At 45.5% G+C, this 15286-nt stretch carries 14 protein-coding genes and 1 tRNA gene; 2 read left to right on the top strand and 13 right to left on the bottom strand.

Annotation, left to right across the window (positions count from 1 at the left end; translation table 11 throughout):
* Positions 1 to 2: 2 nt before the first annotated feature.
* Genes larB through G7Y37_RS06650 form a run of 3 tightly spaced genes read right to left on the bottom strand, consistent with a single transcriptional unit; the run spans position 3 to position 2806 of the window.
* Complete coding sequence (gene larB, locus G7Y37_RS06660; protein ID WP_206214124.1) at positions 3 to 785, bottom strand: nickel pincer cofactor biosynthesis protein LarB; 783 nt, start codon at positions 783 to 785, stop codon at positions 3 to 5.
* The gene (gene larE / locus G7Y37_RS06655) at positions 766 to 1680 is read right to left on the bottom strand and encodes an ATP-dependent sacrificial sulfur transferase LarE (protein WP_165062692.1); all 915 of its coding nucleotides are present in this window, start codon (positions 1678 to 1680) and stop codon (positions 766 to 768) included. The genes larB and larE overlap by 20 nt, the downstream gene beginning before the upstream one ends.
* The gene (locus G7Y37_RS06650; RefSeq protein WP_165062691.1) at positions 1673 to 2806 is read right to left on the bottom strand and encodes an alanine:cation symporter family protein; all 1134 of its coding nucleotides are present in this window, start codon (positions 2804 to 2806) and stop codon (positions 1673 to 1675) included. The genes larE and G7Y37_RS06650 overlap by 8 nt, the downstream gene beginning before the upstream one ends.
* A gap of 147 nt (positions 2807 to 2953) precedes the next feature.
* On the opposite strand from G7Y37_RS06650, the gene G7Y37_RS06645 reads away from it, so the two are divergent.
* Positions 2954 to 3040 (top strand) — tRNA-Leu (locus tag G7Y37_RS06645).
* 519 nt (positions 3041 to 3559) lie between these two features.
* Here the strand turns inward: G7Y37_RS06645 and G7Y37_RS06640 are convergent.
* The 7 genes from G7Y37_RS06640 to G7Y37_RS06610 form a co-directional block, all read right to left on the bottom strand.
* Complete coding sequence (locus G7Y37_RS06640) at positions 3560 to 4117, bottom strand: GNAT family N-acetyltransferase (protein WP_165062690.1); 558 nt, start codon at positions 4115 to 4117, stop codon at positions 3560 to 3562.
* Between the two features lie 601 nt (positions 4118 to 4718).
* Complete coding sequence (locus tag G7Y37_RS06635; protein ID WP_255463962.1) at positions 4719 to 5144, bottom strand: Fic family protein; 426 nt, start codon at positions 5142 to 5144, stop codon at positions 4719 to 4721.
* A 306-nt stretch (positions 5145 to 5450) separates the two neighbouring features.
* The gene (locus G7Y37_RS06630; protein ID WP_165062689.1) at positions 5451 to 6272 is read right to left on the bottom strand and encodes a hypothetical protein; all 822 of its coding nucleotides are present in this window, start codon (positions 6270 to 6272) and stop codon (positions 5451 to 5453) included.
* A 129-nt stretch (positions 6273 to 6401) separates the two neighbouring features.
* Positions 6402 to 7646: a 23S rRNA (uracil(1939)-C(5))-methyltransferase RlmD gene (gene rlmD, locus G7Y37_RS06625; RefSeq protein WP_165062688.1), complete on the bottom strand. Its 1245-nt coding sequence runs from the start codon at positions 7644 to 7646 to the stop codon at positions 6402 to 6404.
* Positions 7647 to 7657: 11 nt separating this feature from the next.
* Entirely contained in the window at positions 7658 to 8596 is a 939-nt protein-coding gene (gene cysK / locus G7Y37_RS06620) for a cysteine synthase A (RefSeq protein ID WP_277424174.1), read from the bottom strand.
* A 108-nt stretch (positions 8597 to 8704) separates the two neighbouring features.
* Positions 8705 to 10951, bottom strand: coding sequence for a UvrD-helicase domain-containing protein (locus tag G7Y37_RS06615; RefSeq protein WP_241156045.1), 2247 nt, complete (start codon positions 10949 to 10951; stop codon positions 8705 to 8707).
* Positions 10932 to 11858 (bottom strand): LysR family transcriptional regulator, encoded by a 927-nt coding sequence (locus G7Y37_RS06610; RefSeq protein ID WP_165062686.1) that lies wholly within the window; start codon positions 11856 to 11858, stop codon positions 10932 to 10934. The genes G7Y37_RS06615 and G7Y37_RS06610 overlap by 20 nt, the downstream gene beginning before the upstream one ends.
* Before the next feature lie 237 nt (positions 11859 to 12095).
* On the opposite strand from G7Y37_RS06610, the gene G7Y37_RS06605 reads away from it, so the two are divergent.
* Positions 12096 to 13478 carry a sodium-dependent transporter gene (locus tag G7Y37_RS06605; protein WP_165062685.1) on the top strand — a complete coding sequence of 461 codons (1383 nt, stop codon included), beginning with the start codon at positions 12096 to 12098 and terminating at the stop codon, positions 13476 to 13478.
* Positions 13479 to 13577: 99 nt separating this feature from the next.
* Here G7Y37_RS06605 and G7Y37_RS06600 read toward each other — a convergent pair whose 3' ends face one another.
* From G7Y37_RS06600 to G7Y37_RS06590, 3 genes are read right to left on the bottom strand one after another with little or no spacing between them, the layout of a single operon-like run.
* A complete protein-coding gene (locus G7Y37_RS06600) occupies positions 13578 to 14225 on the bottom strand; it encodes a molecular chaperone (RefSeq protein WP_165062684.1) in 648 nt (215 codons plus the stop codon).
* Positions 14218 to 14661: a DUF4405 domain-containing protein gene (locus tag G7Y37_RS06595; protein ID WP_165062683.1), complete on the bottom strand. Its 444-nt coding sequence runs from the start codon at positions 14659 to 14661 to the stop codon at positions 14218 to 14220. The genes G7Y37_RS06600 and G7Y37_RS06595 overlap by 8 nt, the downstream gene beginning before the upstream one ends.
* On the bottom strand, positions 14654 to 15082 hold the full coding sequence (locus tag G7Y37_RS06590; RefSeq protein ID WP_241156044.1) for a hypothetical protein: 429 nt from the start codon (positions 15080 to 15082) through the stop codon (positions 14654 to 14656). The genes G7Y37_RS06595 and G7Y37_RS06590 overlap by 8 nt, the downstream gene beginning before the upstream one ends.
* Between the last annotated feature and the right edge of the window lie 204 nt (positions 15083 to 15286).

Genomic DNA, 15286 nt, shown 5'->3' with positions numbered 1-15286 from the left:
TTTCATACCTCCATATTTTGCGCCTGAGTATTGCGCACTTCCATATGATTAATCATGCTTGCCATATAGCCCGCGCCAAAACCGTTGTCGATATTGACCACCGCCACGCCGCTTGCGCACGAATTTAGCATTGACAGCAATGCCGCCATGCCATCAAAAGCCGCACCGTAGCCCACACTTGTAGGCACAGCTATAACCGGGCTGTCAGCCAGTCCGCCCACAACGCTTGCAAGCGCGCCCTCCATACCTGCCACAGCTATTATTACCGCCGCGTCTGTTATGGCATCCATATTCGCCAGCGTTCTATGCAGACCAGCCACACCCATATCGTAGGCACGCTGCACCTTGTTACCAAGAAATTCTGCCGTAAGCGCAGCTTCTTCAGCAACCGGAATATCGCTTGTGCCACCTGTTGCAACAAGTACCGTGCCTATTCCGCTGGGTTTAAGAGTTGAGCCCACACGCCCAACGCTTGACACTTCGTCGTAATTCAGAGGCACCGCCGCACAAACCGCATCGGCTTTTTGCGCGTCCATTCGCGTTATAAGAATGCGTTCTTGCCCGCTATTCTGCAGCGCCCGCACAATTTCAATTATTTGTTGAGGCGTTTTGCCTGCACCATATATAACCTCCGAGGTGCCTTGCTGTATAGGTCTATGCAAGTCAACTTTCGCAAATCCTAAATCTTCATACGGCTTCACTTTTAGCCTATGAAGCGCATCGTCTACAGACAAAGTACCAGCCTGAACCGCTTGCAAAATCTGCTTAGTTTCGTTCATTAGCATCCTCTAAAATTTCATCGGCGCTGCCGGTTCTATAACCCAATAAATCAATAGCCGTATAGTTAAATCCCAGTTCGCGAAAAGCATCGTATATGCGCTTCGCAAGCCCATTTTGCGCTTGCGAAGAATTGCACAACAATTTAGGCATTTCGCTAGGCAATAATTCTACTCGCGCAACATTATCATGAACGCGAACGCGAACTTGAGTAAACCCGGCATCCCGCAATATTTTTTCCGCCTGATCAACTGCACGTAAACCCCGCAACGTAATGCGCTGCCCATAAGGAAAGCGCGTAGCCAAACACGCAAGCGAAGGCTTATTCCACTGAGGCAACCCCAATGCACGCGATATGGCGCGCACATCTGCCTTCATCATGTCCACATCCGCCAAAGGACTAGCCACATCAAGTTCGCGCAGCGCCTTAGAGCCCGGTCTATACGCATGCGCATCGCTAGCGTTCGACCCCTCGACCAGCTGCATGCCCGCCCCGTGCGCTTCCTGCTTCAATTGTTGCATAAGAGCCAACTTGCACTTATAGCACCTATCTGGACCGTTTTCCGCAACACCACGTGCACCCAAGCTGTCAACATGAACTATTTGTTGCCTTATGCCGTATTGACTGCAAAAATTAGCAGCATCACGCGCCTCTTGTTCAGAAAAGAATACTGAATGTGCCGTTAGCGCCATAGCATTTTCGCCAAGCGCATCGTGGGCGGCAAACAGCAAAAGTGCAGAATCAACTCCGCCCGAAAAAGCCACAGCCACACGCTTAATTGTGCGAAGCTGCGAAAGCAGTTGCTGATACAGCGCGAAATACCGGTGCGCGTCTTCATCTTCGCAAGATAAATTGCGTTTCAAGTATTCCAAACCAAGCGTTTCATGCGTGCCCTTATCCATGTCTGCGCTCCAAAGCATCACGTATGCTACGTACAATCATAAATACTAGAAGCACGGCACCCACGTAACCGTTTAATCCATAAACAACGTTTACCAGCGTGCTATACGGGAAAAACAGCCCGATACACACACCCGCAATGCCACCAACCACAGCAAGCACACGAAAACGCACAGTGCCTTCTTTCGCAAGCCGCGACACCGAATTATAAAGAAGCGGTATAGACGTGCCACAGCCGCCAATAAACACCACGACAGCATAGATAACAGGCAGTCCAGCCCATATTCTGTCAGCCAATATCAAGTTCGGAATAGGGGCATTCCACACAAACAGACCTTCACTACCTGTATTGATATTCGCAATCTGCGCCAACGATACAATAATTATTGCCACAGATATTGCCACCGCGGCAATAACGATGCCCACTTTCATATTCGCGCGGGTATTCTGCGCGCCCAGCAAAGTAGTGAAACTTGCGAACCACAGAAGCACAAATCCGGCGTAAGAGAGCCCCGCCATAAACCAGTTACCGCCCGCCTGCACCATGCCTTCGCCCGATGTGTCTCCATTTAGAGAACCGGTGTTAATAGCATCCAAGCCACCAGCAAGCTGCTGCCAATCAATAACAAGCACTATTACACCTACGGTTATGAAAAACACTATATTCGCAGGACCAATAATGCCTATTACATCAACCAGCCGCCGCAGCCCTAAACACACCACACTTATAACCACGCAGGCAAGCAGGGCACCACCTACCCATGTAGGCAGACCGAAGCCCTGACTAAGCGTAGACGAAACGCCACCTGCCATAACAAAAAATGACATATAGCAAAATGCTGTAGCGTAATAGTCGAAAAATGTACCTAAATATCTACCGCAGTAATAACGATACACATCAGTGCCGCGCTCAAAGTGCTGCTCGGCGCCCACTTTTGCAAAGCAAATATTGTAGAAAATGAAAACCACAGCAAATACTGCAACAGCGCCTAATACCCATATTCCATACGATGTGTAGTATTGAATTAGCTCTTGTCCCGTGGCGAAACCCGTACCGATAACCATAGCTATTATTGCACCCGCCAGCACCAAAGCCTTTTTCAAACTAAATGTTTCGCCTAGTCCCATATTCCTCCGCATCTTTAATAGATAACTGTGAAGTCTAACCCATATAACCACGTACAGGAAAGCAAAGAAGTATCGAAAAATTCCCTTGCCGGCAGCGTATAGGTGGGTTATTATTAACAGCGCTCTGTTTCCGAGCATTATCTTTGTGCGGGTGTGGCGGAATTGGCAGACGCGTACGGTTCAGGTCCGTATGGGGGCAACCCCATGAAGGTTCAAGTCCTTTCACCCGCACCATAAGAAACCACAGACCAGCACGCATAAAGCAGCTGACCTGTTCTGTTGTTTTAACAAGGTGGAGCAAGTCCGAGAGCTGGAACCCCACCTCAAATCCGGAGCAAATTCAACCGCGATCATGACTATGGCAACATCACCTTAGCTGGAACCCCACCTCAAATCCGGAGCAAATTCAACCGAATTGTGGTCAAAACTTCCAGCTTTCCACAGCCAAGTTGTCTGATAAGCAACTTGAATTATGGAGAACACTGGGCAAACAGAAATTATTGTTGCATTAACAGGCGTAAATTGCCGTTTCGACCGTGGAAAGTCGGAAGTTTTGACCATTTTATTGGTAAAAAACTCCTAATGGCATATCTACGCTAACGCTTAAACACTGTTGCGCTTTCTGCATGGTCTAAGCGGACAGGATGAATGTCTTTGCCAATTTTGCAATCAAGGGAACAAATCCACGACATTTTTGTTCTTACTCCGTTCTTGGCAACATATTCACAACTGAAATTTTCAATCCTATTGCTTTTACACCGTTTGGCTAAATGGAATAAAAGCAATGGGATTATCTAACCTCTCACTTATAACTTTGTCCATCCAAACAATGCTATACCATTTTCTAAATTTGTATCCGACCAGACTATGCCTCCCCACAATTTCAAAGCCCATTTTCTTATGAAATTTTTCACTGGCATCTGTAAGATGTTCATCTTTTCCATCAGGACTTGCAATACATGCGTGAACTGTGCATATATTCTGCTTAATCAACAATTCTTCGAGTTTCAAATATAAACTACTACCTATGCCTTGACCTCTGCAATCTTGTTTTACATATACAGATAATTCTGCAGAATGCTTATATGCTTCTCTTGAATGGAAAGAACTTGCATATGCATATCCAACAATTGTGTCATTTTCCACAGCAACAAGATAAGGATACTCTATCAGTGTATTTCTTATTCTATTTTGAAATTCATCTATGCTCGGAACCTCACATTCAAAAGATACCGCAGTATTTAGAACATATGGCATATATATTTCTCTAATGGTTTCTGCATCCTCAATAGTAGCTATTCTTATCTCCATTACTCTTCTCACTCAGCTTTTCTTGGTACTTATGTGAACCTCACTAATTTATACCAACGTAACTTTGTCCCACTATAAACTTCAATTATTTCTTACTCCACAGATGGAGCGATATTCTCATTTATCAGCTTTTGACATCAACACCACGCACTCCACATGATCGGTGTGGGGGAACATGTCAACAGGTTGGATGCTTTCTATAGCATAGCCACCTTGCAGAAGATTTTCCGCATCGCGCACTTGGGTTTTAGGGTTGAAGAACTTGAGCTTTCAAGTTTCACCGTTTCGTTTGTGATAGCTGGCGCTGCGCTATTGGAATTGTTGCTTTCTGCGCCTGCGGTTTCGACATTAGCGCTTAACTGGGTTGTGTGCCGATTGCGAAATGACCGCGTTCTCTGCTTCCGCCTCAAACGCAATTGCGCTGGGAAATTTGTTGCTAGAAAATGGTCAAAACTTCCGACTTTCCACGGTTTTTAGACGCTTTATTTGCTTGAAATGTGGAGGATACTGGGCAAACGTACTCTTGCGCGACTATTTCAACATCTTCGACTGTGGAAAGTCGAACTTTCTGACCATTTTTGCGTAAAAATCTTTCCGCCCTTTAGTTTTCAGACGTTTTGAGCTTATCGCTAATATGTAGTGCGCGGTTATGCAGCGGATGATTTTCGTCCATCAACAGATTACGCAGGAACATCTCGAGATATTCTGTCGTTTCGTGAATTCCATTTTTCAAATCGTTATAGTTAGCTCTAACTAACGCATTACGAAAATACCATGCATTTTCGGCAAAAATATCATTCGTTACATCAAAACCCAACGTGCGAAGGTATTTAATGAAGAACACAGCTGTTGTTCTAGTATTACCCTCACCAAACACATGAATCTGCCACAAACGAGAGATAAAAACTGCTAAATGATGAATAATTTCATCCATCGAAAGATTACGATATGAAAAATTCTTTTCTTTAGAAAAATCATAGTCTAATGTGGCGCGACCGTGGAAAGTCGGAAGTTTTGACCATTTTATTGGTAAAAAACTCCTAATGGCATATCTACGCTAACGCTTAAACACTGTTGCGTTTTCTGCATGGTCTAAGCAGACAGGCTGAATGTCTTTGCCACTTCGACCATCCTGAGAACATTTTTACTGCGATTTCGTATATTAAAAACGCTAAATATTATTTAACGAGTAAATGTATCGTTACCGCAATCTATAATATAACCTCGTTCAATACATTTTTCGATAAGTATTTTGGCGTCCGACGACCCATATCCTAAATCATCTTCAATTTTGCATAACAGCTCATCAAGCGTATACGTTTCTCCGCCTTCATTAAAATAACCTCCCACCGTTAGAAACTCTTTTTTTTAAAAAAGCAAATTCTTTTTCTCCCCAAAACATTTCAGCTAAATTCATGTACCTTATTACATCATCACATGTCTCTATAGACAGCGATCCGTTTTTAATAATCTTATCAATAAGTTGTTCGCTTTCTATGAAATACACTTCATGGCAATATTCATAAATGTTCTTAAAAGAACTGAGATAATCTTCTAAACCACTTTTATTACTAGATGATGATTTACTCAAAACAGCTTCTGATGATTTTTGGAAATATCGATCAAGTTCATAGATAAAGAGGTCAAACCTATCAAACTTATTACTTCCTTTAAATCCTTGCATACTCCCCATTGCCTCCATTAAAGAAAAGTTCAAAAGGGTATGATGCATCTCTTTGCATTTTTTTAATTGCAGCAGTGCTTCTTCATTTTCTCCAATAAGTTTTTGGAATAGTTTGCATTTCTCTTCATTGAAATTAAAATCGCATTCACCGCCTACTCTACGTGTTGCGCAACACCATTCAACATTGCAGTTATTAGTTTTTCTCTCCGCAGAGTTGTGTAGCGCATATAATCTATTTGCCACGTTTGACGCAATCTTTAAATTAGCATAGTTGTACCCATCAAATTTTTCGCCGCATCCACGATTTAATTTTGTGTAGTATGTGTAAAAATGCAGATTTTTAAAATTATAATTTTTTCTGATGCTGAATTCTGAATTTGATTCCAAATAATATTTTTTATAATGTTTCCACGCTTCAATGGAAGAATCTGGTTCAAAGCCATTGGATTTTATTTTTTTGTTTTTAAACATAATTTCTTCTCCATTTTCATAAATCTTATCTACTCAGCAAACGCCATCGAAAGCAATACGAATATGCTTCCTTCATCAAAAAACTGCCAATAAGATTGAGTGAACGCTGCTGTTAATGCCCCTAATACATTATAAATCAAGCTTTTCCCTTGACATCAACACCACGCACTCCACGTGGTCGGTATGGGGGAACATGTCAACAGGTTGGATGCTTTCTATAGTATAACCACTTTGCAGAAGATTTTCCGCATCGCGCACTTGGGTTTTAGGGTTACATGAAATGTAGACGATGCGCGACGGCGCCAGCGCACAAGCCGCATTTAGAAATTGTGGCGTAGACCCACTTCGTGGCGGATCCATCATAAGCACCATATTTTCGCTTTTTGCCCCATCTATGCCGCACCGTGCAGCCCTAACAAGAAAATCGGTTGCATCTTCGACGAAAAATTCCGCATTTGTTATGCCGTTGTGCTTAGCGTTTTGGCGCGCATCGCGTATAGCAGACTCTACGCAGTCTAGCCCAAGCACGCGCGCAGCACCACGCGCAGCCGCCACAAGCCCTATAGTTCCGGTTCCGCAATATGCATCTATTACGGTTTGCGTGCCGTTCAGCTTCGCAGCATCAATGGCCGCGGTATACAACGCTTCAGTTTGACATACATTTACCTGATAGAAAGACTGCGACGATATGCGAAAAGTAAGCCCACAAAGCCCGTCCAGTATAAAACCCGGTCCGTAAAGCACGCGCTCAGTTTCACCTAGTATCACATTCGTCTGACGCGTATTCACGTTCTGTACCACAGTTGTTATTTCAGGAACACGCCGCACTAATTCGCGACAAAACGATTTTGAAAATGGAAATTGATCGCTGTTGGTTACAAGCGTTACCAGAACTTCTCCACTAAATTGACCCACCCGCACAACAGCATGGCGAAGAAAACCCTCTCCTGTATCTTCGTTGTAAGGCGCAATTTTCCACTTCAACATAAGACTGCGCACAGCCTGTACCACGCGCTTGCCGGTTTCGTTTTCAATAAGACAGCCATCCGTTGGCACAAGCTTATGCGTACCCTGCGCATACATTCCAGTGGCAACCGCAAACGCACCCGGTCTTGCACCGCGCGCAGGCGCAAACGGCGACACAACTTTGTTGCGATAATGATACGGGGTCTGCATGCCTATTATGGGACGCACGCACTTTGGGCTAGCCAATCCGGCAAACAATTCCTCAATGTAAGCCTGCTTTTTAGCTAATTGCTCATCATAGGGAATGTCTATCATGGTGCAGGCACCGCAGCGCGCACTAACCGCACATGCAGAAACGTCCGATGCGGGGTGCTTCTGTGGGTATTTTTGTTTCCTAGATTTATTCACAAGCGAAGCATTTACTCCGAGAAGGCAAACATTGCAGTGGTCAAATAGCGCTCTCCAGTATCGGGAAGAATTACCACAATATTCTTACCCGCATTCTGAGGTCGCTTAGCCACACTTGTGGCGGCGGCAACAGCAGCGCCCGAAGATATGCCTACCAAAAGCCCATCATTAGCAGCAAGTTCACGACCAACTTCAAACGCTTCTTCATCTTGAATGGTTATAACTTCGTCGTAAACTTCAGTATCAAGCGTATCGGGAACAAAACCTGCACCAATGCCTTGAATCTTATGCGAGCCAGCGCACCCACTAGACAACACCGGCGACCCAGCAGGCTCTACAGCAATTACCTGTATGTTCGCATTCTGCTCCTTCAAATACGCGCCAGCACCCGACACAGTGCCTCCGGTTCCAACACCCGCTACTAAAATATCCACCTTACCATCTGTGGCATTCCATATTTCAGGACCGGTAGTTTTATAGTGAATAGCCGGATTTGCAAGATTTGTAAACTGCGACGGAATGAAAGAATTCGGAATTTCTGCAGCCAGTTCTTCAGCGCGAGCAATGGCACCCTTCATGCCTTTCGTGCCATCGGTCAGCACCAGTTCAGCACCGTATGCGCGCATTAAATTACGACGCTCTACTGACATAGTTTCTGGCATAGTTATTATCAGGCGATTCCCACGCACAGCTGCTATTGCAGCAAGCCCAATCCCGGTATTTCCCGAAGTGGGTTCTATTAGCACAGTTTCATCATTTATTTTTCCAGAGGCAACAGCATCTTCTATCATGGCTTTGGCAACCCTGTCCTTCACCGAGCCGGCAGGATTGAAGTATTCCACTTTCCCTATTAGCCTTGCTTTCAGCTGATGATTTTTCTCATAGTTAGTCAACTCTACAAGTGGAGTATTGCCTATAAGCTCTGCTGTATTTTTATAAATAGCCATCATTTCCTCCCGAGTCAGTAGCGCAACGATGTCTTTAGTTAATAGCTTGCATCCTATCCATCAAAGAGGAAATAATCTAGAAACTGAGTTATAGCGATTTTCGATAGCTGCTCATGCCATATATTTTTCCGATAGCCACGGGCTTATTGGTCCGCGCGAAAGAATATCAATATTGCAGGTAGCACGCGAAATAGCAGTATACAACCTGCGCCGCGATACATCATTTTCGGGAAACGTCTTCGCACTAGCATCGGGAATGATTACATTATCGAATTCAAGCCCCTTCGCTAGTTTTAACGTTGTTGCAAACACTCCATTTGCTGGCAAACTATCGCGCGCATTCACTACTAAAAGACTATCTCCAATAAGATTTTGCACTAGGCGCAATTGTGCTTTCCACGGCACAATTATGGCGGTCAACTCATCGCTATCGGCTTTTTGTTTAACAGCTTGGCGAAGCGCCGATATGTACTCTTCCTCGCTTGCGTATTCCTCAATATGCGGTTCGCTGCCATTGGGATGTACCGACTCTATCTGCATGTTATTTAAGGTTGCCAACTTTGCAAACACATGTGTTATCTGCGGAGTAGACCTGTAGCTAATCATAAGATCGCATCTACAACAACTGCCGCATGCTTGTTCAAATATATGCTGCACGCAGGCAAAAGATGTTGCCGTCTCGCCAATAGACTGATTTTCATCGCCCAACAACATAAAGTGCGCCCGACGAAAATATTTCGCCATCACCATAAGCTGCGCCGCCGAATAATCCTGCACTTCATCAATCATCACATACCGCGCATCAGGTTGCGATAAACCGCACAAAGCCATCTTCGTATACAACCATTCAACAGGTGCCACACCACTAGCATCAAGCAGACGCATACCTATGCGATCAATTCGCAGCCATTCGTCATTTTCTATAGCATCAAGCGCCGCGGCATGCTTGTCGCGCAACATGCGCAAAGCAAGCTCGCGCGCCTCAGCCTCGGTCTGCGGGCTAATAGTTTCGCGGAATATGCGCAGTTGCTCCTCTACGCTAAGAGCATCAAGCTCATCTAGCGCATCATCGCTTGCCGCCATGCGACGCAAACGCTGCTCCGCACGCTTCAGTATTCCCTCGCGGACAAGCGTTATGCGCCTTGGTCCCATTGCTACATTGCTATGCTTATGCATAAGCCCGTCTATCTGATTCGTGGAAATAAAACGCACTTTCCCACTGCGTATTTCGCGAAAATCGGCTTGGGTTAGGTGCAGGTTCGCAATTCCGCGCTCTATTGTTTGCAAGCGCTCAATATCGCATACACCCTTGCCCGGCTTCATATCGTGCGGAAGCAAGCGCGCAGCCAATTCATCCCAAGTTTGCGCCTGCGGATTGCTTTCCCCCATCTCTGGCAGCACGTTTTCTATATATGTACGAAATACAGAATTTGGAGTTATCAAATACACCTGATCGGGGCGCAAATCTTCGCGATGCCGATAGAACAAATACGCTATACGCTGCAGCAAAACCGATGTCTTGCCACTACCAGCCACACCCGACACAAGCAGCGCCGGAACATCTTCATGACGAATAACCGTATTCTGTTCCCGTTGTATGGTGGTGGTTATCGCTTTCATATGTGGTGTACGCGCATCTGAAAGCGATCGCAATAAAAGCGGATCTTCTATGGCAACCGAAGTGTCGAAATACGCACGCAAGCAATCGCGTTCTATATCGAATTGCCGCCGCAGCTTCAAATTGACATTTATCTTGCGACCATTCGCCACATAAGACGTATCGCCCATTTGCTGGTTGTAATACACCTCGGCAACAGGACTTCGCCAGTCAACCACTAAGCGTTTGTAGTCTTCATCGGAAACTCCCGCCGCACCAATGTAGAGCTCGCGCACACCGTCGGCAACGCCATCAGCACCTACACCCGCATTCGCGTTATCCGCAGCAGACGAAGCCACCGCAAAACCATATTGCAGTTCTATCTTCGCAAAATATGGCTGCTTCAACAGTAGCTGCACATCGCGTAATTTACGTACTGCCGCTTCGGAGGCAATGTTGTAACTGTCGATAACACTGTTAGCTGTAGCAAAAGCAGCATATGTCTCAAGCGCTTCATCAAACGATGTGGCGTTCAGAGTAAGTTCTTCTGCCATTGCATCTTTATCTGCCGCCGCATTAAAGTCTATCTGGCTTATCTTGTGCGCTAAACCATCTTGCATACGTAAAAGATCGGAATAAACTTCACTTAAATGTGCCTGTTCCGCACTAAAAACAGGATCGCTCACATTATTTACACTGTTTACATTACCCACATTGCTAGTGTTATTGATACCTGCATCATTAGAGTCCGGAATAACCAACCTGATACTCCTCTATAAATAGTTGTAACTTCTCTATGTATCTTGCCGCCAAACTGGAAAGCTGGCGTTCGTTATGAACGATATATCCCACTGTCATTATTTCTTTTGTGTCTATGGGCACCGCCACCACACCGCTACTCATTTCGCTTGACATAACGCCAGTGGACACGATATAGCCCATATGATGCGTAAGCAAATTAGAAAGCGTTCCGCGATCGCTTATTATTACGCGCTTAGACGCAGGCAGCTCGGCAAATGGCTCTTCCGAATAATAGAACGAATTGGAATTGCCCTGCTCGAATGTATAGCGCGGATATTCGGTCAAATCGTCTAGCGTTACTATTTTTTGCGCAGCCAACGGATGGTTCGAATTTACGAAAATGTGCGGCTTTGCAGTAAACAGCTTTGCAAACGCACAGTTAGCATCTTCTAGTGCACGCCCTATTACTTGCTGGTTAAACGACGACATAAATAAAATGCCCACATCGCTGCGGAAGTCGCGCACGTCGTTAATTATTTCGGACGTTCTACACTCGCGCAGCGTGAATGTGTAACCCGATCCTTCGTATTCGTCAACAAACTCCAAAAACGACTCTACGCAAAACGTGTAATGCTGGCTGCTAACCGATAAATGCTGCTCTGCTGGCTCGGCATCGCGGGCGTAGCGCTGTTCTAGCAAATTCGCTTGTTCTACAACTTGGCGCGCATAACCTAAAAATTCCATCCCTTCGCGCGTAACAGTAATGCCCCTATTTGAGCGCTCAAAAATAGTAACGCCCATTTCCGCTTCTACATCTTTCACGGCAACCGATAAACTACTTTGCGAAGTATATAGGTTATGTGCTGCTTGACTAATTGAACCGCATGCAGCTATCTCTATAAGGTACCTCAATTGTTGAAGAGTCACAATTCACCTTCACCTTGCAAATTCGCCGTATAAAACAAACTACAATTTCGCGCTTGAGTACGCATTTTTGGCACATGCTCCCAATGCGCACTTTTAATCAAATCCAAGAGAACGTAATTATATCCTCCACGTTGCCCGAAACCAGTCTTTTTGCCTAGCTTATATGTAGATATAATTCAGGAAAGACAACATATCCCCTATTCGGGAGCACTAAGCATCCCAATGAAAGGCTACTACATGGAGCGCGAGCAGTTCAAAAGCCGATTGGGATTCATTCTAATTAGTGCAGGCTGTGCCATAGGTCTTGGAAATGTATGGCGTTTTCCTTATATAACCGGTCAATACGGCGGCGCTGCGTTTGTGGTTATGTTTTTGGTGTTTCTTGTTATATTTGCGCTGCCCATTTTGGTTATGGAATTTGCCGTTGGGCGCGCAAGTCAACTTGGCGTGGCGCGCAGCTTCGATAAGCTAGAACCGCCCGGCACAAAATGGCACCGGTTCAAATGGGTGGCACTATGCGGTAACTACCTGCTTATGATGTTTTATACAGCCGTATGTGGTTGGATGTTGGCTTTCATGGTGAAAAGCGCTATGGGCACATTCAGCGGAATGGATGCCACACAAGTTGGAGGCGTTTTCAATGCGCTTATGGGAAATCCGCTTGAAATGAGCGCATACACACTAATAACTGTTCTAATTGGCGTGCTTGTAACGCGCGCGGGCGTTCGCAATGGAGTAGAGCGTATCACGAAATTTATGATGGGCGCTTTGTTCGTGGTGCTTCTTGTGCTAGTTATACGCGCCGTAACGCTGCCGGGCGCAGCCGATGGATTGATGTTTTACCTTATGCCCGATTTCGGCAGACTGTTCGCAGAGCCCAGCACTTTCTTTGACGCTATGCTAGCCGCCATGGGACAAGCGTTTTTTACAGTGTCGGTTGGTATTGGCTCTATGTCGATATTTGGCAGCTATATAAACAAAAGCTACACCCTTACCGGAGAAGCGCTGCGCATTGCTGGACTAGATACGCTTGTAGCCATTATGGCTGGTCTGATAATATTTCCAGCCTGTTTCGCATTCGGAGTAGAACCCGGCAGCGGACCCGGTCTTGTATTCATAACCCTACCCAGCGTGTTTAACCAGATACCACTAGGTAATCTTTGGGGTGCATTATTTTTTGTATTTATGAGTTTCGCCGCACTTTCTACAGTTATAGCGGTTTTTGAAAACATCATGAGTTTTGGAATGGACCAGTGGGGATGGTCAAGAAAGAAATCTTGCACCATAAATGGAGTGGCGCTAGCCATACTATCTATGCCCTGCGTGCTTGGATTTAGCGTATGGTCGGGCGTTCAAATACCGGGTATTGGCAACATTCAGGCAATTGAAGACTTTATAGTGTCGAATAATCTGCTTCCACTGGGCGCACTTGTATTTTTGCTATTCTGCACACGTAAACAAGGCTGGGGCTGGGATGCATTTCTTAGCGAGGCAAACACAGGTAAAGGAATCCATTACCCCAAAGCAATTAAACCTTATTTAAAATATGTGCTGCCTATCCTTGTTCTGATAGTAATGGTTGCTGGATACATCCCAATTGTTCAAAGCTGGTTTACCTAGCACTTCGCTTACCTAGCACTTCGCGCGCTACATAGCGACTATGCACTTCGCGCGCTGCATAGCGGCTATGCACTTAGCACGCGCTTCAAAGGCAAGGCGCTAACTTAGCGTGCACTTCAAAAGTGATGCTGCGTTTCTGTAGAAAGGAATGCGAGCTTGTTCGCATACCTTATCTGCAAAACGAGGCATCCAAGTTTGAACATGATTATCCATGAACTGCTGGAAAGCAGCTTCAGGCGTGCCACCCGGCAAATCCTCAAGCGAAACAGCCGTTTGGCTTGCATCAACACCAGATGCAAGCATGGCAAGATATTGGAGAAGTTCCAGCTCGGTTGCTACATAGTCTAGCGGCTCGTTCGTGCCTTCGGGTTGACCAAGCCCACATGCGTTGCAAAACCGCTCCACATCCATAGAATGCGGATTCACAAACAAAAGCCCTTGTACGCCGTCGTCTTCTGCCCGCCATATTCCCTCATATGGAGACACAGCTGGATCGGGTGCTCCAATAAACAAATAAGTAGCTTCTGCGCGCAACGCATGCAGAAAAGCTTCAGCATCATTGCTGTTTTCCGAACAGGTAGCACATTCCCAATCTAGGTCTAGTGCTTTTGTTATCTCTTTAGCAGCATCAAGCCATTCCCCGCTTACAACTGCTTGCGAAAGCGCCGTATCGGGATAGCGAAAACTAAATGCAAGAAGTTCATATAGTGCAGCACGCACATGCCACATCTTAGTTGTGTTAGGCATTTGATTCCTCCCTTTTTGATGCGTGAGGCTCCGCCTTCCAAGAACAATACGCCACCTTAATATTCAATACTATATGCACAAACAATACCGCCATAAGAACCTTAGCTGATATGGCATGCAGCGGATCCCAGAAATAATATCCGCCAGCATAAAACCCAAATGTTGGCAGGACTGTGCCCGAAACCATAATTCCCGACACCGCACAAATAGCAAGACTTGCCAAAATGATGATATTTAAAGCAAATCTGGCTGTTTTTATCCCGCTTTTCAGCATTCCTTTAGCAGTTATATTATGTGCAGCACAATGCACCACAAGAGCTAAAGTTGCAAAAATCCCTATCCATTCATGAGCCGGAATGCCGAAAATTGCAGGAAATGCCGAAAGCACATAGAGCGCGAGAAGAAATACATCCAATACAATAAACCACCTATTCATGGGTATCCTCTTCTCTATTTGACGAAACGCGCACATCTTGCGCATTTTGATGCTGTAAGCCGTTGCTCTTCGATAGCAAGCGCGTAATAGCTACCAAAACTACAACAAGTACTACAGGCATTAGTATCCATATGTTAAGAGACGCATCACTTGCTTGGTGATATCGCGTAAAAAGGGTATCCCAAGCATGGCATTCTAGCGAAGCACATGCCGCCTCGGGACAAACCATTTCATGCACGCCGTCCGGTTGCGGCACGTCTGCAAAACCATGACAAGTGCCCGAGGCACATCCGACAACAGGACATGGAGACGTTTCAGTTATGGGATAGATGCCACTCTCGGGTTCCACAGCAAAGCTAACACCCAACACGCCCATGCCAAAAACAAGCAGCACGACAACTGTAATAAGAGTCTTCTTCATCTGCATTGTTCCTTAAATTTAGAAAGCGTATGACTTTTGTTGCTTATTTCAATTGCGTATATATTGAATATGCACACCCCGGCTGCCCTAGAGGGGTAGGCAGCCGGGATGACAGGAGAGAGAAAGTTGTCAGTTATATAGTGCCTATTCAGTCTTATCTTTTAAGGGCAGATACTTCACACCTAAAAGGAATATAAGAATTGC

It is taken from the genome of Adlercreutzia sp. ZJ154 (assembly GCF_011039055.1).
Taxonomy (GTDB): Bacteria; Actinomycetota; Coriobacteriia; order Coriobacteriales; family Eggerthellaceae; genus Adlercreutzia_A.
This window is presented reverse-complemented; position numbering and strand designations above follow the sequence as displayed.